At 74.2% G+C, this 17,658-nt stretch carries 11 protein-coding genes; 7 read left to right on the forward strand and 4 right to left on the reverse strand.

The window, feature by feature from the left end; translation table 11 throughout:
* Positions 1-57 precede the first annotated feature (57 nt).
* Entirely contained in the window at positions 58-1,053 is a 996-nt protein-coding gene (locus WFH32_RS07890) for an AraC family transcriptional regulator (protein WP_336706814.1), read from the reverse strand.
* Positions 1,054-1,108: 55 nt separating this feature from the next.
* Between WFH32_RS07890 and WFH32_RS07895 the strand changes: the two genes are divergently transcribed.
* The 5 genes from WFH32_RS07895 to WFH32_RS07915 all read left to right on the forward strand — a co-directional run bounded on the left by WFH32_RS07895 (position 1,109) and on the right by WFH32_RS07915 (position 12,176).
* Positions 1,109-2,860 (forward strand): ABC transporter ATP-binding protein, encoded by a 1,752-nt coding sequence (locus WFH32_RS07895; RefSeq protein WP_336706816.1) that lies wholly within the window; start codon positions 1,109-1,111, stop codon positions 2,858-2,860.
* Complete coding sequence (locus tag WFH32_RS07900; protein ID WP_336706817.1) at positions 2,857-4,764, forward strand: ABC transporter ATP-binding protein; 1,908 nt, start codon at positions 2,857-2,859, stop codon at positions 4,762-4,764. Before WFH32_RS07895 ends, WFH32_RS07900 begins: the two co-directional genes overlap by 4 nt.
* Positions 4,765-4,848: 84 nt before the next feature.
* Positions 4,849-6,084, forward strand: coding sequence for a diacylglycerol/lipid kinase family protein (locus WFH32_RS07905; RefSeq protein WP_336706818.1), 1,236 nt, complete (start codon positions 4,849-4,851; stop codon positions 6,082-6,084).
* Between the two features lie 53 nt (positions 6,085-6,137).
* A complete protein-coding gene (locus tag WFH32_RS07910; protein WP_191796570.1) occupies positions 6,138-7,379 on the forward strand; it encodes an AI-2E family transporter in 1,242 nt (413 codons plus the stop codon).
* Between the two features lie 129 nt (positions 7,380-7,508).
* Entirely contained in the window at positions 7,509-12,176 is a 4,668-nt protein-coding gene (locus WFH32_RS07915; protein ID WP_336706819.1) for a hypothetical protein, read from the forward strand.
* Between the two features lie 50 nt (positions 12,177-12,226).
* Here WFH32_RS07915 and WFH32_RS07920 read toward each other — a convergent pair whose 3' ends face one another.
* The 3 genes from WFH32_RS07920 to WFH32_RS07930 form a co-directional block, all read right to left on the reverse strand.
* Positions 12,227-13,006 (reverse strand): glycosyltransferase family 2 protein, encoded by a 780-nt coding sequence (locus tag WFH32_RS07920; protein ID WP_336706831.1) that lies wholly within the window; start codon positions 13,004-13,006, stop codon positions 12,227-12,229.
* Positions 13,007-13,400: 394 nt separating this feature from the next.
* Positions 13,401-14,225 carry a DUF5926 family protein gene (locus tag WFH32_RS07925; protein ID WP_191796572.1) on the reverse strand — a complete coding sequence of 275 codons (825 nt, stop codon included), beginning with the start codon at positions 14,223-14,225 and terminating at the stop codon, positions 13,401-13,403.
* Positions 14,226-14,307: 82 nt separating this feature from the next.
* The gene (locus WFH32_RS07930) at positions 14,308-14,631 is read right to left on the reverse strand and encodes a rhodanese-like domain-containing protein (RefSeq protein ID WP_138826601.1); all 324 of its coding nucleotides are present in this window, start codon (positions 14,629-14,631) and stop codon (positions 14,308-14,310) included.
* Between the two features lie 189 nt (positions 14,632-14,820).
* Here WFH32_RS07930 and pgm point away from each other — a divergent pair, with 189 nt between their 5' ends.
* Complete coding sequence (gene pgm, locus WFH32_RS07935) at positions 14,821-16,503, forward strand: phosphoglucomutase (alpha-D-glucose-1,6-bisphosphate-dependent) (protein WP_191796573.1); 1,683 nt, start codon at positions 14,821-14,823, stop codon at positions 16,501-16,503.
* 326 nt (positions 16,504-16,829) lie between these two features.
* Positions 16,830-17,534: a hypothetical protein gene (locus WFH32_RS07940; protein WP_191796574.1), complete on the forward strand. Its 705-nt coding sequence runs from the start codon at positions 16,830-16,832 to the stop codon at positions 17,532-17,534.
* The last annotated feature ends 124 nt before the right edge of the window (positions 17,535-17,658 follow it).

Raw genomic sequence — 17,658 nt, forward strand, 5'->3', positions numbered from 1 at the left:
GGCTCCCGGGCAGGGGACGGCGACGCGACAGTCCCCGTCAGAGGTTGTTAGGTATCCCTACCCTAACCAGGCTCGCGGCTCCGGGACCGGCCGATCGTCGCCACCAGCGGCCAGGGGATGTTCCGCATCGGCCCTCACCGAGGCCACGTACCAGCCCGGCGTATGACCGAGCACCCGCCGGAACGACTGCACGAACGCGCTCGGCGTCCGGTACCCGACCCTGCGCCCGACGGTCCCCACCGGCATCCCGCCCGCGAGCAGCCCGATCGCGACCCGGACCCGCGCGTGGATCCGCCACTGCGCGAACGTCATGCCCGTCTCCCGGTGGAACAGCCGGGAGAAGTTGCGCACGCTCACCGACACCTCGCGCGCCCACGCCTCGAGGGAACGCGTGTCGGCAGGGTCGTCCAGCAGACGCCTGGCGACCGACGCCAGGCGCGCGTCCGAGGGCATGGGCAGCACCATGGGCGTGACGTCCACGGGAGACAGGAGGTCGACGACGACGCGCTCGCTGCGCCGTCGGGCCGCCGGGGGCATGTCGCGCTGCGACAGGTGGACCATGAGCTCGCGCGCCGCAGGCGGCACCGAGACCGCGGTGGTGCGGTGCGCGCGGTCGAGGACCGCGACGAAGGGGTCCTCCGCGAGCACCTGGCCGGACGCGGGCGGCCCGGGCGACGCCGACACGTCCGCGTCCACGTACGTGCAGTAGAAGCCCGTGCCGCCGGCCGTCTGGACCGCGTGCGCGACCCCCGCCGGGATCCACAGGCCGATCGTCGGCGGGACCGCGAAGAAGCCGTGCTCGGTCTCGACGGTCAGCACGCCCTGCGTGCCCCACAGCAGCTCGTGGAACGCGTGCACGTGCACGGGCCACAGCCCCGGGGTGCTGGGCGGGAAGTGGGACGTCGACACGGACCGGACCTCGCGCGCGGCCGCCAGGAGCGCGGCGGCCTCGACGTCGTCGGAGTCACGCGGGTCGCCGGTGGTCTCGTGACCGCCGCCCGGGAATCGGACGGACACGAGGGGGGCGGAGAGTTCCTGGCCGATGAGCGACATGATTGGGCAGGCTATCTCACATCGGCTCAGGAAGGTAAGCATTACCTTAGCAAGCATGCCCCTCCGACCTCGCCCTGCCGCACGCCCGGAGCCGGGCTCTCCTCCCCCGCCGGCAGCCGGCGACGCAGCGCCGACGACCGTCGGCGGCATCTTCCGTCTCGTCCTCGCGGGCGACCGGCGGTGGCTCCTGCTGACCGCGGGCGCGAGCGGCTTCATGGTGCACCAGGTCGCCGAGGCGCTCGTGCCCGTCCTGATCGGCGTCGTCGTGGACCGCGCGATCATGCCGCGCGACGGCGCCGCGCTCGGCCTGTGGCTCGGCGTCCTCGCAGCGGTCTTCCTCGTCCTGACCATGGCCTGGCGCATCGGCATGCGCTCGACCGTCCGCGCGTTCTCGTTCGCCGCACACGACCTGCGACAGCTCACCGTGGCGCGCGTCCTCGACCAACGCGGCATGGCGCACCGCCGCGCGGCGGGCGAGACCCTGACCATCGCGTCCTCCGACACGAACCGCGTCGCGGGGATCGCCTGGCTCGTCACGGGACAGCTCGGCGCGCTCGCCGCGATCGGCACGACCGCCGTGAGCCTCCTCCTCGTCTCCGTCCCGCTCGGCGTCGCGGTCCTCGTCGCGACCCCCGTGATGCTGCTCGTCATGCACCGGCTGTCCGTCCCGCTCGAGGCGCGCAGCGAGGCCGAGCAGGAGACCGCGGCGCGCGCGGGCGGACTCGCGACCGACCTCGTCACCGGGCTGCGCGTCCTCAAGGGGCTGGGCGCGGAGCAGGCGGCCTCCGACCGCTACCGCCGCGCGAGCCGCGGCTCCCTCGCAGCCGCGTTGCGCGCCGTTCGCTCCCGCGCCGCATACCAGGCCGTCAGCGAGGTGCTCTCGGTGGTCTTCCTCGCGGTGGTCGCACTGTTCGCGGGCCGCATGGCGCTCGCCGGGCAGATCACCGTGGGCGAGCTCGTCGCCGTCGTCGGCCTCGCGCAGTTCGTCCAGGAGCCCATGTCCCGGACCGGGTTCCTGGGCGTCGAGCTCGCGCAGAAGCGGGCGTCCGCACGACGCCTGCTCCGCCTGCTCGGCGAGCCCACCGTCCACAGCTCCGCGGCCCGGCCTGTGCACACGGGTGCGGCGGGCGCGACGCCGTCGGGCGGCTCGATGACCGTCGCCGGAACCTTCGGCGGCTCCGCGCTCGGGCCCGTCACGGTCCGCCGCGGCCAGGTCGTGGGCATCGTCCTGCCCGACGCCGGAGACGCGGCCGCGCTCGTCGACGTCCTCGGGTGCCGCGCACCCGCCCCACCCGGGGCCGTCGTCGTCGACGGGACCGACCTCTCGACGCTCGACCCCGCGACCGGACGCACCCTCGTCTTCGCGGCCCGGCACGACGCGTCGCTGTTCAGCACGACCGTGCGCGACAACCTCGCGCCCGACGGTCCGCTCGACCCGCGCGCGCTCGACGCGTCCGGGACGACCGAGGTGCTCGGGCACCTGCCCGACGGCCTCGACACCCACCTGACCGGCCGCGGCCAGCACCTGTCCGGCGGACAGCGCCAACGCCTCGTCCTCGGACGGGCGCTGCACCGACCCGAACCCGTCCTCGTGCTGCACGACCCGACGACCGCCGTCGACACCGTGACCGAGGCCCGGATCGCCGCGGGTCTCCGGGACCTGCCCGACCGAGCGCTGCTTCTCGTCACGACGAGCCCGACGCTCCTCGCGGTGTGCGACCACGTGGTGGTGGCCGTGAGCGGGGCCGCCGGAGGTACCGGGCTCGACGGCTCTTCCGATGCCGACGTCGAGCTGGTCGCCTCGTGAGCGCCCACGCCCCGAGCGTGGCGGACCGCGCCGCCCCGGCGCACGAGATCCTGCCCGTCGCCACGACCGCCGCGACCAACGCGGCCCTGTGGCGCATGCTCACACGACGCCGGTGGCTCTTCGCCGGGACCGTCGCGGTCCTCCTGGCCGGGTCCGTCGCAGGCCTCGCGACCCCCGCGCTGCTCGGGGCCCTGGTCAACGTCGTCGCGGAGGGCGGCGAGACCTCCGACCTCGTCCGCTACGCGCTGCTGCTCCTCGGGGCCGGCGTGCTGAGCGCGGGCCTCGGCTACCTCGGCCAGACCCTGCTCGCCCGGATCTGCGAGGGAGCGCTCGCCGACCTGCGCGAGGACGTCCTCGCGAGCGCGCTCGACCTTCCCCTCGAACAGGTCGAGCGAGCGGGCGTCGGCGACGTCGTCGCCCGCGTCTCGGGAGACGTCGACGCCGTGAGCGAGGCGATCTCGGGCGTGCTGCCCGCGGTCACGTCGGCCGCGTTCACGATCGTCCTGACGCTCGTGGGGCTCGGCGCCCTGGACTGGCGCTTCGCGCTCGCCGCGATCGCGGCCGCTCCCCTGCAGGTCGTGTCGCTGCGCTGGTTCCTGCGCCGCTCGGGCCCCGTGTACCGGGAGGTGCGCGTCGCCGAGGCGCAGCGCACCGAGCAGGTCATCGAGACCGTCGCGGGCGCGACGACGGTCACGACGCTCGGCCACGGCGACCGGCACGAGACGCTCGTCGCCCGGTCGTCGTTGCGGGCGATCGACCTGTCTCTGACCGGGATCGGGCTGCTCACCCGCTTCTACAACCGGCTCAACGTCGCCGAGCTGATCGGGCTCGGAGCCGTGCTGGCGGTGGGGTTCTGGCTCGTCTCCGGCGACGCCGTGACGGTGGGTGCGGCGACCGCGGCCGCGCTGTACTTCCACCGGCTGTTCGGGCCGATCGGGACGGTGCTGGGCGAGTTCGACGAGATCCAGAAGGCCGGCGCGGGACTCGCGCGGCTCGTGGGCGTGACGACGGCGACGGCGACGGCGACGGCAGGGACCGCCGAGGGTGACGCCCTGTCCGCCGAGGGTGACCGGATCTCCGCCGGGGGTGACGAGAACCCCGCCCAGGGTGACCGCCCCGGACCGGCAGCCACCTCCCGGGGGACACGCTCCGCCGTCGCGCTCCGTGGCGTGACGTTCGCCTACACGCCGGGGCGCGACGTCGTGACCGAGGTCGACCTCGACGTCGCCGAGGGAGAGCACGTCGCGCTCGTCGGAGCGTCGGGGGCCGGCAAGACGTCGGTCGCGAAGCTCGCGATGGGCATCCACCGCCCGACGCGCGGCGCCGTGCGCGTCCTGGGCGAGGCACCGGGGCGACGCCGTCGGGCCATGAACGACTCCGCCGGCCGACGGAACGGCGCCGCGATGGTGAGCCAGGAGGTCCACGTCTTCAGCGGGACGCTCGCCGAGGACCTGCGCCTCGCGGCGCCCGACGCGAGCGACGCCGAGCTGACCGCGGCCCTCGACGCGGTCGAGGCGCACTGGGCGCACGACCTGCCGGACGGCCTCGCCACCGTCGTCGGTGCGGGCGGGCTCGACCTGTCGCCCGACCGCGCGCAACAGCTCGCGCTCGCGCGGATCGTGCTGCTCGACCCGGCGGTCGTCGTGCTCGACGAGGCGACCGCGGAGGTCGGGACCGACGGCGCCGCGGCCCTCGACCGGGCCGCACGGGCAGCGTTGTCGGGGAGGACCGCCGTCGTCATCGCGCACCGGCTGAGCCAGGCCCGGACCGCGGACCGTGTCATCGTCATGGAGGCGGGACGGATCGTCGAGTCGGGGACGCACGACGCGCTGTGCGAGGCCGGTGGCCGGTACGCGCAGCTGTGGGCCGCGTGGGAGCGAGGCGCGGGAGACCGCCGAGGGTGACCGTGAGCGTCACGGCAGTCGAGTACGTCACCTTCGGCGGGCTCGCACGTCACCCCCGGCACCCCGAGCGCTACCGTGTCGGACATGGGTTGGGAAATGTGGTTGGGGGTCGCGGCGGTCGCCATCTCCGCCATCGCGCTCACCGTCGCGATGACTGTCTGGTCGCAGCAGCGACGCCGACGCCGCCTCGACCCCCCGCTCGCGGTCACCGAGGCCCTCGCGGAGGATGTCGGCCAGCTCATCGCGTTCGTCGCGAACCCGTCCAAGCCCGCCGTCGCGAACCTCGAACGGACGGTCCGGCGCGTGTGCGCCGAGGCCGACCTGCCCGAACCCCTGTGGCTCGAGACCACGATCGAGGACCCTGGCGTCGGGCAGACCCGCGAGGCCCTGGCCCGCGGCGCCGACATCGTCGTCGCGGTCGGCGGCGACGGCACGGTCCGGGCCGTCGCCGAGGGCATGGTCGGCACGGGCAAGCCCATGGGCCTGGTGCCGCTCGGCACGGGCAACCTCCTCGCACGCAACCTGGACCTGCCCGTCGCCGACCCGGACGAGGCCCTGCGCATCGTCGTCGCGGGTGCGGACCGCGTGATCGACGTCGGGTGGGCGCGTGTCCTGGAGTTCGCGCAGCCCGACGGCGCCGCGCGCGACCCCGCACGGACCGGCACCCCGGGAGCGGGTGCGGCCGGCGACGACGCGACCGGTGATGCCCCCGGGACGGGCGAGGCGGACGAGGCCGGCACCGGGACCGGGACGGCCGGCGCAGACGACGCCCTCCCCGAGCAGGACACCGAGACCGCGCACATCTTCCTCGTCATCGCGGGGCTCGGCTTCGACGCCGCGATGGTCGCCGACGCCGACGCGACCCTCAAGGCCAGGGTCGGCTGGGTCGCGTACTTCGTCGCGGGCATCCGCCACCTGCACGGTCGTCGCCTGCGCGCCCAGATCCAGCTCGACGACACGCCCCCGGTCCACGCCAAGCTCCGCACGCTGCTGGTCGGGAACTGCGGCAAGCTGCCGGGCGGCATCACGCTGCTGCCCGACGCGGTGCTCGACGACGGCATCCTCGACGTCGCCGCGATCGACACCCGGGGCGGGGTCGTGGGCTGGGCGCAGCTGTTCGGCGACGTCGTCATGCAGGGCTTCGGGGTGCGCAACGACCTGCCTGCGAAGATCGGCCGGATCGACCACGCGCGCGCCAAGCGCGTCCGGGTCCGTGTCGAGGGCGGCGAGCAGGCGCAGGTCGACGGCGACCTCCTGGGCCGGGCCGTCGAGCTCGAGGCCTGGGTCGAGCCGGGCGGTCTGGTCGTGCGGACCGCCTGACCGGCAGGCATCATTCGACCTGACGTACCGACCTACCGAGGAGCACCGCCCAGATGACCGCACTGCAGGACGCCGCTCGTCCGCCAGGTCTGGCCCCCTCGACCCGCACCCTGCTCAGCCTGGCCGCCGCCGTGATCGTCCTCGCGGGGGTCTACTTCGCGCGCAGCCTGTTCGGCCCCCTGGCACTCGCTGCGGTCGTGGTCATCATCGTGCAGCCTGTCCGGGCCCCGCTCCAGCGGCGCGGGTGGCCCCGGTGGGCGGCCACGACCGCGACGATCGTCGTCGCCTACCTGATCCTGGGCGCGCTCGCGGCGCTCCTCGCGTTCGCGGGCGTGCAGTTCGCGGACCTCGTGGGGCAGTACCTCGACGACCTGTCGGCCATGGTCTCGCAGGCCACGACATGGCTGGAGTCGTTCGGTGTCGAGGGGCAGGTCACGGACGCCGTGACGTCGTGGCTCGACCCGAGCACGATCGCGGGCTTCGCCGCGACGATCGGGGGGACCGTCATGTCGGTCCTCACGGCCTTCTTCTTCGTGCTCGCCTACGTGATCTTCATGGCGGCCGACGCGACGCGCTACCAGGACGCGCGCTCGCGCTTCGGGGGGCAGCGCCCCGCGACCCTCGACCGCATCACGGCGTACAACTCGGGCGTCCGCCGCTACTTCGTGGTCAACGCGTCGTTCGGTGCGGTCGTCGCGATCATCGACGGCCTGGCGCTGTGGTGGATGGGGGTCCCGGCCCCGGCGGTCTGGGCGATCCTCGCGTTCGTCACGAACTTCGTGCCCAACATCGGGTTCGTGCTCGGTCTGGTCCCGCCGGCGGTCATGGCGCTCGTCGTGGGCGGTTGGCCGCTCGCGCTGGGCGTGGTCGCCGTGTACTGCGTCGTCAACGTGGTCCTGCAGGTCCTGGTGCAGCCCAAGTTCGTGGCCGACGCCGTGAACCTGAGCCTCACGCTGAGCTTCTTCTCGGTCGTGTTCTGGACGCTCGTCATCGGCCCGCTGGGTGCGATCCTCGCCATCCCGCTGACCCTGCTCACCCGGGCGCTCGTCATCGAGGGCGACCCGGGTTCCGGCTGGCTGCGCTACCTGTCGGGCGACACGGCGGCGGCCCCGCCGCCGGCTCGGCCCGCGGAGCGAGCCGCGCGCGCCGAGCCCACCGATCCTGCCGCCCCGACCGGACCCGCCCCCGACAGGGGCTCACCCGCGACGCGAGGCCTCACCGAGGACGACGACGGCGCCGCACCGCAGCCTGACGCGCCGGGCGGCAGTGGCCAGAGCGCTCCCGGCAGGGACTGACCGGCAGCACGACGCCGACCCCACCGGATCGGCCCTGCCCTCGTCCAAGGTGCGCCGACCGTGTGGAGGATCGGTGACCGCGCGCCCGCTTCGGCGGGTCACCCGCGGCGACCCCCGTACGCTGGTCCGGTGACGAAACCGGCCCCCGTACAGACCACTCGTCGCACCCGTCGCCGCGGGTTCGTCGCACTGCTCCTCGCACTCACGGCGCTCGTCGGGACGGCGCTGCCCGCAGCAGCGGTCGCCGCGACCCCGACGGCCGGCGAGCCGGCGACGAAGCCGACGGTCGTCGTCGGGATCGGTGGGCTCCACTGGTCCGACGTGAGCCAGACGTCCACCCCGACCCTGTGGACGATGCTCCGGGAGGGGTCCGCGGCGTCGATCTCGGTGCGGACCGCGACCACCGTGACGTGCCCGGTCGACGCCTGGCTGACGCTCTCGACGGGCGGCAAGCCCCTCCCGCCCCAGCCCGTCCCGAGCGACGACCCCGACCAGCTCCCGCCCGACCCCGAGTCGGACGAGTCCGGCTCGTACGTACCGCTCGACTGCCTCCCGATGCCGACGGTCCAGTCGAGCACCCCCGGGACGGTCGGTCCTGGGCAGGTCGTCGGGTGGGAGTCGCTGACCGTCGACCCGACCGTGGAGTCGTCGCCCCCTGTCACGCACGCCATGACCGGGACGCCGGGAACCCTCGGCACGCGGATCTCGGCGACGGGGGCGTGCTCGACGGCCGTCGGCCCCGGCGGGGCGATCGCGCTCGCCGACGAGACCGGTGCCGTCTCGCGGTACGCGACCGACCTGACTGCTCTGTCACCCGAGGACCTCACCCGGTGCCCCGTGACGGTCGTCGACCTCGGCGAGCTCCCGTCCGACCCGACGGAACGGCGTGAGGCCCTCCAGGGCCTCGACGAGACCTTGAGCCACCTGGTCGACACCGTGCCCACGGGGTCGACGGTCGTCGTCGCCGGGGTCTCCGACACGCCGGTCGAGGCGCACGGGCTCCAGGTGGTCGTCGAGTGGCGCAAGGGGACGACCACGGCCGGCTGGCTCGCCTCCGCCTCGACCCGTCGGCCCGGGATCGTCACGCTCGCCGACCTGGCGGCGACCATCGGGGCGAACGCGGGAGCGGACGTCTCCGACCTGCAGGGGTCCCCGCTCGAGGTCGACGAGAAGCGCCGCATGAGCACGGAGCGCACGGTCGAGAACCGTCGCTACCTCACCGAGATGAGCAACACGTCGACGTTCGTGATGCCGATGTTCGTCGGGGCCGTGGTGCTCCTCGCCGCGGCGGCGGTCGGCGGGGTGCTCCTGGGTCGACGCCGCCGTGCGGGCGTGGGCCCGGTCGCGACGCGACTCGCCGTGGCGGCCCTGCTGCTCGCCGCGACCGCTCCGGCGGGGGCGTACCTCGCGGCCCTGTCCCGGTGGTGGGTCTCGTCGGCACCGACCTTCACGGCGGCGCTGTGGTGCGTCGTCGGGACGGTCGCGGTCGCGCTCGTTGCCTGGGTCCTCTCGCGTGCGCTGCCCCCGGGCCGGTGGCGGCTCGCCGCGTCGGCCGCGGGCATCACGTGGCTCATCCTGACGGTCGACGGGCTCACGGGCACGGTGCTCCAGCAGGGCTCGATCCTCGGGTCGACACCGTCCCTCGGGGCGCGCTTCTACGGGTTCGGCAACATGACGTTCGCGGTCTACGCGGCCAGCGCGCTCGTCCTCGCGGGTGCTGTCGCCGCCTGGCTCGGTGCCCTGGGCCGACGCCGTGCCGCGATCGTCGCGACGTCCGTGATCGGGGTCGTCACGGTCGTCATCGACGGGTGGCCGGCCTTCGGTGCCGACTTCGGGGGCATCATCGCTCTGGTCCCTGCGTTCACGGTGCTGGTGGTCGGGGTCGCGGGCGCCCGGTTCACCGTGCGACGGGTCGCTGCGGCGGCCGTCCTGACGGTCGTCGTCGTCGGGCTCGTGGCCGCGATCGACTGGCTTCGACCGGGCAAGCCCTCGCACCTGGGCACGTTCTTCGGAAACGTCCTCGACGGCGACGCTCTCGGGGTGATCGCGTCCAAGGCCGCAGGCGCCTGGGCCACGGTCGCGAACCTCGGGGGCGCCGCGGTGACGCTCCTGTGCGTCGCCGCCTGTCTCGTGCTCGTGGGGCCGGTCCGCTTCCGCCCGGCCGGGCTCCGCGCGCAGTACGAGACGTGGCCTCACCTCCGGACGACCGTGGTCTCGGTGGTGACGGTCGCCGTCGTGGGCACCCTGGCCAACGACTCGGGGATCGTCGTCGCCGCGTTCACCCTGGTCATGGCGGCATGCCTGCTCGGCGCCGCGTGGTTCGCCGACGGTCGACCGGGCACGGAGGTCGTCGACCCACGGACCGACGCCCCCGTGCGGCGCATGCCCGCCGTCGTCCTCTCCGTCGGTGGGGCGCTCCTCGCCGTCGTGCTGCTCGCCCTCGTCGTGGTCCCGGCCCCGAAGAGCCTCCCGGCGGCCGGTGCGGTGCCTTCGGGACGGGGCGAGCTCGTCGCCGCGCCGGGCACGCCCGTGGTCGTCGTCGGGACGTCGGGCGTGCGCTGGACGGACCTCTCCCCCGCGGTCACCCCCACCTTGTGGGGCATGATGCGCGACGGCGCGAGCGCAGGCGGCATCTCGCCCGGCGTGACGGGCCGCAGCGGGCAGTGCGCCGGGGCGGGCTGGCTCGCGCTCTCCGCCGGCCGCGCGCCCGTGACCGGCGAGGTGCAGGACGGGACGTGGGGGTGCGCCCCGTGGCGCGTGGAGCCCGCAGCACCCGCCGACGACGGGTCCACGGAGCCGGCTCCCGCCACGGTCTCCGGCTGGGAACCGCTCACGACGCTCCAGGCCTCCTCGGAGTTCAAGCCTCGTCTCGGGGTGCTCGGCGACCAGCTCGCCGACGGCGGGGTGTGCGCGACCGCCGTCGGCCCCGGGGCGGCGCTCGCGCTGGCCGGCACGGACGGGAGCGTCGAGCGCTACCTCGGGGTCGAGCAGGCTCTGGCGGACCCGGCCGCTGCCTTCTCCTGCCCCGTGACGATGGTGGACGCGGGCGCTGCGCCGTTCGGCACGCTGCCGACCAGCGACACCGGCGAGACCAGCGACGTCGGTGACGTCGGTGACGTCGGTGACGTCGACGGGACGGCCGACGGCGAGCCGGCCGAGCCGGCCGTCACCGCCGAGGAGGCCGAGGCCGCCGCCGAGGCCCAGACGAAGCTGCGCGAGACCCAGCTCCGCGCGATCGACTCGACCGTCCGGCGCGTGCTGCGGGCCAGCCCGACGCCCGCGACGGTCCTCGTCGTCGACGTCGGGAACCCTGCGGGCGCCCGCCCCACGCTCGGGGTCGCGCTCGCCGACGCGGCCGGCGAGTCCACACCACGGTTCCTCTCCGCCGCATCGACCAAGTGGGAAGGCGTCGTGCGCCTGCTCGACGTCCCGACGACGGTCCTCGACGCGGCGACCGTGCCTCAGCCGTCCCAGTTCACCGGTGCGCCCCTCGTGTCGTCGGCACCGCGACCCACCGACGTCGCGACGTCCGTCGACCAGCTCGCCGACCTGACCCTGCGCGACCACGCGCTGCGCGGGGTCGCGGGAAGCGTCACGACGATCCCGCTGTGGATCGCGCTCGCGATCCTCGCCGCGGCCCTGTTCCTGGTCCCTCGGCTGGCCACCAAGCGCCCCCGGTCCGCGCAGGTCGCCCGACGGGTCGCCGACGGCACCCTGCTGTTCCTCGCCGCGATGCCCGCCGGGCTCTTCCTCATGACGACCTGGGCATGGTGGCGCTTCTCCGCGACGAGCGCCGCGATGTGGGCCGCGATGATCGGCTGCACCGCGATCGTCGCCGGCATCGGCGGGCTCGCGCCACGCCGCCCGACCTGGGCGGGCCCTGCCCTGATCGCCGGCATCACGTTCGCGGTCCTGACCCTCGACGCGGTCCTCGGGACGCCCCTGCACAGGGGGAGCCCGCTCGGCCCGTCCCCGACGCTCGGCGGCCGGTTCTACGGCTACGGCAACCCGACCTACTCGGTGTACGTCGTCGCCGCGCTCTTCACGGCCGCGGCGGTCGCGACGATCCTCCTGCGTCGCGGGCACAAGGTCATGGCCGTCCTGGCCACGGCCGGGATCGGCGCGGTCGCGACCGTGGTCGACCTCTGGCCGACGCTCGGGGCCGACGTCGGCGGCGGGCTCGTCCTCGTGCCCGCGTGCGCGGTCCTCGTGCTCCACGTCGCGAACGTCCGGGTGACGTGGCAGCGGCTGTTCCTGATCGGCGTCGCCGGAGTGCTGCTCGTCGGTGTGATCGGGGTGCTCGACTGGATGCAGCCCGTGGCCGAGCGCTCGCACCTGGGGATCTTCGTGCAGTCCGTCATCGACGGCACGGCCTGGGAGACGATCGCCCGCAAGGCCGGGTACGCCCTGCGCACGGTCACGAGCGGCGTCCCGGCCTGGCTCACGCTCGTGATCGTGATCGCGACCGCGCTCATGCTGTGGCGCACCCTCCGCTGGAACCCGAGGTGGTTCGCGCGGACCGAGGAGCAGTGGCCGATCCTGCGGCCGCTGCTGCTGGCGCTCCTGCTGGCCGCCCTCGGCGGGGCCGTCGTCAACGACTACGGGGTCCGCATCGCGACGGTCATGCTGTTCACGGCGGTCCCCCTCGTGGGGCTGCTGGCCCTGCGGAGCGCGCCCGTGCTCCCGGGGGACGAGTCCGCGCGGACGGGAGCGGCGTCGTCGGGCGTCACGCCTCCCCTGCCCGACGACGCAGCCGCCCCCGGCGACGCGGCTGAACCTGCGGCGTCGGGCAGGTAGGACGACGAAGCGCCCGGGCGGAGACCGCCCGGGCGCTTCGTCGTGAAGGACTACTTCGAGTGCTTGTTGCCGCTCAGCGCGTCGATCGCGCTGCGCACGCGCCGCGCCCCGACCGCGAGCTGCACGTCGCGGTACTGGTTCGCGCGGTGGATCTGACCCTTGAGGTCCGAGCCGGACGGCCGGTGGTGCAGGTCGCACGGCACCTCGACCGCGACGTACCCCTTGCGGAGCAGGTCGATCGTCAGGCCGGTCTCGACGCCCCAGCCGCGGGCGAGCGGAGTCGCAGCCTCGAAGGCCTCACGTGTCAGGCAGCGCATGCCCGACAACGGCTGCGTGGGCGTCCACCCCGTCATCGACTGGATCGCGCGGCGCGCGGCGCCCACCACGATGCCGCGGCCACCCGCACCGGGCTGCGGCGGGAGCAGGGCGATCGACATGTCCGCGGCACCGTTGAGCACCGGGTCGACGAGGGGCGACGTGTTGACGGCCGTCTCCCCCAGGTCGCCGTCGATGAAGAGCAGGAGGCGCGCGGGCCGGTCGGCGACGTCGCGCATCGCGACGACCGCGGCGCCCGTCTCCATGGCCGCGGCCTTGCCGCGGTTGTGCGAGTGCCGCACGACGACGGCGCCCGCCTCGCGCGCGACGTGCTGGGTGCTGTCCTCGCTGCCGTCGTCCACGACCAGGACCAGGTCCACGTGGGGGATCGCCTTGGCCGCGCGGACGGTCGCCGCGATGCGGCGCGCCTCGTCCTTGGCGGGGATGATCACCGCCACGCGCTGCTTCTGCCGTCCGCCGCCTGCGAGCGGCGCGGGACGCGGGGTCTTGGCCACCGGGAGCGCGTGCGTCCCGTTCGCGGGGACGCCGACGGTCTCGCCGGTGGTTCCGGTGGTGGTGTTCTTTCCTGACTCGGTCGACCGATGGTCCGCGTTCACGCCGTCCAGCCTAGTAGTGCAAAGAGTTTCCCGCAGTTTGCCACACTCTTGGTGGCAAAGTCACGGCCGCCCCCGGGAACGGTGTGCCCGGGTTCTTGACGAGGTATTGCTGCCTGCGCCCGCTCGGCGGTCGGTCGCGACGTCGCGACCGTGCCGAGAGCACGCACCCTCGGGGCGTGCCCGGGTGACGCCGGAGAGCGCAGGCGAAGGGGGCGTCAGCACCCGGGCGCCGTACCGGCGCCGCCCGGGTGCTGTCGCCCCCTGCCGAACCTCTATGCCCTCGGCGCCGAGATCAGCGCAGCGTGACCTGACGGGACACGATGCCCGCCCGCGCACGGCGCTCGTTCGCGTCGAGCGGCTCGGTGACCGCGAGCGCCGCGTCGAGCTTCGCCTTGAGCTCCTTCGCGGGCTCCTCGACGTCGGCCGCCTCGGTGCCGCGCGGCAGCTCCCACACCGGGACCAGCAGACCGCTCGAACGGAACGCGCCGACGAACTTGCCACCACCGAGGCCGGACTCCCGCTTGGCGTGCAGACGTGAGATCGCGTCGATCAGCGCCTCCTCGCCCACGGGCCAGGCCCAGCGCAGGAACTCGCGGCTCATCGAGCACCAGTAGGCCGACTCGACCGAGGAGAGCTTGACCGTGGGGACGATCGACTCCGACGCCTGGTCGAGCGACGCCTTGAGGTCCGGCGTGACGTCCGTCGAGGGGTCGAGCCAGAACGAGAAGTCGTCGTGGACCGTGACGTCGAACGGCACCGACAGGTCCAGGACGTCCTGCAGGCGCGGACCCGGGCCGGGCAGCTCGCCCAGCTCGATCGACGTGCCCGGCTCGGCCTCGATGGCCTCCAGGAGGGCGGCCGCGAGGTCGCGGCTCGTGTCCCCGGACCCTGCGATGGTCTGGAGGGCCAGGAGGATCGTGCCGTCCTGGCGGTGCAGCGCGGCCCACCCGGCGGGAAGGACCGTCACCACGAGGACGTCGCGCGCACCGAGCTCCTTCGTCGTGCGGGCGGGTGCCGAGGCCGACGGGACGACCTCTCGCAGGGCGACCCAGTCGGTCTCCCCGGGGAGGCCCTCGAAGGGGCGCAGCACGAAGTCGGGCGTCGAGTTCTTGGCCATGGGGGAAGTGTAGTAGGACCGAAGGGCACGGCCGAGATGACGCTGCTGCGGTCCCGGCACGGCAGGTCTGCCGCGGCGTCCTCTACCGCTCGACCGGGAACCCTCGCTGCGACCACGCGACCATGCCGCCGTCGAGGTTGGTCGCGTCGAAGTCGCCCTGGTTGAGCCACGCCGCGGCGCGCGCCGACCGGCCGCCCGAGTGGCAGATCACGAGGATCGGCACGTCGGGGTCGAGCTCGCCCCAGCGGACGGGGAGCTCGCCGAGGGGGATGTGGACGGCGTCGGGCACGTGGCCCGCGTCCCACTCGTCCTGCTCGCGCACGTCGAGGAGCACGACGCCCTCGGGGACGGGGTGCTCGGCGTCGAGCTCGGACACGTCGGTCGTGGGTACCTGAGGCGGGAACATGGTGACCAGCCTACGTTTCTGACGAGACGTCGTCGGGCCGCGTTCACGGGCCAGGGGTGCCGACCATGCGGTTGCCGCTCGTCGACCATGCGGTTGTCGTCCAGATCCGGCCCGATCATGACGACGACCGCATGCTCGGCACCGCGACCGGGGCGGCACCGACACCCCCACCAGTGGCAGGATCGGTCCATGGACCCACGCGCCGGTACGCCCGCCCAGCCCCAGGACCTCATCGACGTGGACGCCGTGGTCGGCGCCTACTACGACCTCTCCCCCGACGTCGACGATCCCGCGCAGAAGGTGGTGTTCGGGACGTCGGGCCACCGTGGGTCGAGCCTGGACCACGCGTTCAACGAGGCGCACATCGTCGCGATCACCGCGGCCATCGTGGAGTACCGGCGTTCGCAGGGCACCGACGGCCCCCTGTTCATCGGCCGCGACACGCACGCCCTGTCGCTGCCCGCGTGGCAGACCGCGATCGAGGTCCTCGCGGCGGCGGGCGTCCAGACGTACATCGACGCTCGTGACTCGTACACGCCGACGCCGGCCGTGTCGCAGTCGATCCTGTTGCACAACGGTGCGGCCACCGAGGAGGGCGTCCGCACGAGCGGCCCCGCGCTCGCGGACGGCATCGTCGTGACGCCCTCGCACAACCCGCCGCGCGACGGCGGCTTCAAGTACAACCCGCCGCACGGCGGCCCGGCGGACTCGGAGGCGACGGGCTGGATCGCGGACCGCGCGAACGAGATCCTGCGCTCGGGCGTCGGGCAGGTCCGGCGCGTCCCGTTCGAGCGCGCGCTGACGGCGGACACCACGCACCGGCACGACTTCCTGACGGCGTACGTCGACGACCTGGCCTCGGTCCTGGACCTCGACGCGATCCGCGGCGCGGGCGTCTCGATCGGCGCCGACCCGCTGGGCGGGGCGTCGGTCGAGTACTGGGGCGAGATCGGTGAGCGCTACGGGCTGGACCTGACGGTCGTGAACCCGCAGGTGGACCCGCGCTGGGCGTTCATGACGCTCGACTGGGACGGCAAGATCCGCATGGACTGCTCGTCGCCGTACGCCATGGCCTCGCTCGTGCAGAAGATGACGGACCCGGACGCGACCTCGACGTTCGACATCGCGACGGGCAACGACGCGGACTCGGACCGCCACGGGATCGTGACCCCGGACGCGGGCCTCATGAACCCCAACCACTACCTCGCGGTCGCGATCGACTACCTGTACGGCGGGGCCCGCCCGGGGTGGCGCCCGGACGCCGCGATCGGCAAGACGCTCGTGTCCTCGTCGCTCATCGACCGGGTCGGCGGTGGGCTGGGGCGCCGCGTCGAGGAGGTGCCGGTCGGGTTCAAGTGGTTCGTCCCGGGCCTGCTCGACGGCACGGTCGGGTTCGGCGGCGAGGAGTCCGCAGGCGCGTCGTTCCTGCGCAAGAACGGCGGGGTGTGGACCACGGACAAGGACGGCCTGCTCCTCGCGCTGCTCGCCTCGGAGATCCTCGCGACCACCGGGAAGACCCCGTCGCAGCACCACGCCCGGCTGGTCGAGAACTACGGCGAGTCCTGGTACGCCCGCGTCGACGCCCCGGCCTCGCTCGAGGAGAAGTCGGCGCTCGCGAGGCTCAGCCCGGAGCAGGTCACGTCGACGACCCTCGCGGGCGAGGAGATCACCGCGAAGCTGACGACGGCGCCGGGCAACGGAGCGGCGATCGGCGGCCTCAAGGTCACCACGGAGAACGCGTGGTTCGCGGCGCGCCCCTCGGGCACGGAGAACGTGTACAAGATCTACGCCGAGTCGTTCGTCTCGGCCGAGCACCTGACGCAGGTGCAGGACGAGGCCAAGCAGGTCGTCTCGGACGCCCTGGGCGGCTGACGCAGGAGGTGAGGTGGCCCGCGCGCGGGGGGCCCCCCCCGCGGGCCCCCCCCCGCCCCACCAGGCAAAACCGGGGCCCCCCCCCCGGGGGGCCCCCCGCCCCGGGGGGGGGCGCCCCGCCGGCGGGGGGGCCCCGGGGGGGGCGCCCCCCCCGGGCGGCCCCCCCCACCGCTCCTCCTTCTCATCCCGTGGCCCCCTGCCCGTGGTGCCGCGCGGCCCCTCGTCGGGTATCTCACATGGGTAGTTCTCACCATCAGAATGGCCGTCTGCCGCGGATCTCTACTCCTAGTATCGAAGCGTTCCCTCGTCGATCCTCTGGAGTCCCCATGCGCACGTCACGAGCAGCCCTCGCGCTGCCCCTCGCCCTCGCCGCCGTCCTCGGCCTGTCCGCCTGCGCGGGCGACGACGCCCCCGAGGAGACCACCTCGGCCTCGAGCGTCGAGAAGCCGGCCGCGGAGGAGACCCCCGCCGAGGAGGAGGCCGAGCCCGCCGCTGCGGGCACGGGCGACAAGCCCGCGTGGGCCGCGTCCAACGAGGTCGTCGGCACCACGCTCGGCACGGCCGAGGGCGACGGCTTCACCGTGGACGTCTACCAGGTGAGCACCGCGGTCGCGACGAAGACCGGCCAGTTCGCGGACGAGTCGGGCAAGCCCATCCTGAACCCGGGCGACGAGATCGTGTTCGTCAACTACGTCCTGACGAACACGGGCGACGCCGACCTGCCCCTGAGCTACACGGTCGTGGGCGTCGACGCTCGCTACGGCGACTGGCCCTACATGCAGGGAATGGACAGCATCGTCGACAGCGCGCTCTTCGAGGCCGCCGGTGTCGTCGACTCCCCGGTCGCCCCGGGCTCGGGCGAGGCGCCGTTCGTCCTCGCGCCGGGGCAGTCGGTCGCCTACGGCGAGAACTTCAAGTACCAGCCCGGCTCCCCCATCGAGTTCGAGGTCACGGTGACCCCGGCCGACGCCTCGGGCGACCTGAACCACGACCTGCGCCAGGAAGTCACGCTCGCCGCGACCATCTCCTGATCCACCGGGTCGGGGGGGGGGGGGGGGGGGGGGGGGGGGGGGGGGGGGGGGGGGGGGCGCCCCGGCGGCCGGCGCGGGCCGGGGGGGGGGGGGGGGCGCGCCGGGCGGGGCGGGGCGCGGGGGG

Origin of the sequence: Oerskovia sp. USHLN155, from assembly GCF_037145535.1 — a bacterium.
In the GTDB taxonomy this organism is placed as follows: domain Bacteria; phylum Actinomycetota; class Actinomycetes; order Actinomycetales; family Cellulomonadaceae; genus Oerskovia; species Oerskovia rustica.

What these genes read in the sequence shown, in the direction of transcription:
- WFH32_RS07895 (WP_336706816.1), top strand. Translation starts at nt 1,109, where the DNA reads ATGCCCCTCCGACCTCGCCCTGCCGCACGCCCGGAGCCGGGCTCTCCT.
- WFH32_RS07940 (WP_191796574.1), top strand. Translation starts at nt 16,830, where the DNA reads ATGCGCACGTCACGAGCAGCCCTCGCGCTGCCCCTCGCCCTCGCCGCC.
- WFH32_RS07925 (WP_191796572.1), bottom strand. Translation starts at nt 14,225, where the DNA reads ATGGCCAAGAACTCGACGCCCGACTTCGTGCTGCGCCCCTTCGAGGGC.
- WFH32_RS07910 (WP_191796570.1), top strand. Translation starts at nt 6,138, where the DNA reads ATGACCGCACTGCAGGACGCCGCTCGTCCGCCAGGTCTGGCCCCCTCG.
- WFH32_RS07905 (WP_336706818.1), top strand. Translation starts at nt 4,849, where the DNA reads ATGGGTTGGGAAATGTGGTTGGGGGTCGCGGCGGTCGCCATCTCCGCC.
- pgm (WP_191796573.1), top strand. Translation starts at nt 14,821, where the DNA reads ATGGACCCACGCGCCGGTACGCCCGCCCAGCCCCAGGACCTCATCGAC.
- WFH32_RS07930 (WP_138826601.1), bottom strand. Translation starts at nt 14,631, where the DNA reads ATGTTCCCGCCTCAGGTACCCACGACCGACGTGTCCGAGCTCGACGCC.
- WFH32_RS07890 (WP_336706814.1), bottom strand. Translation starts at nt 1,053, where the DNA reads ATGTCGCTCATCGGCCAGGAACTCTCCGCCCCCCTCGTGTCCGTCCGA.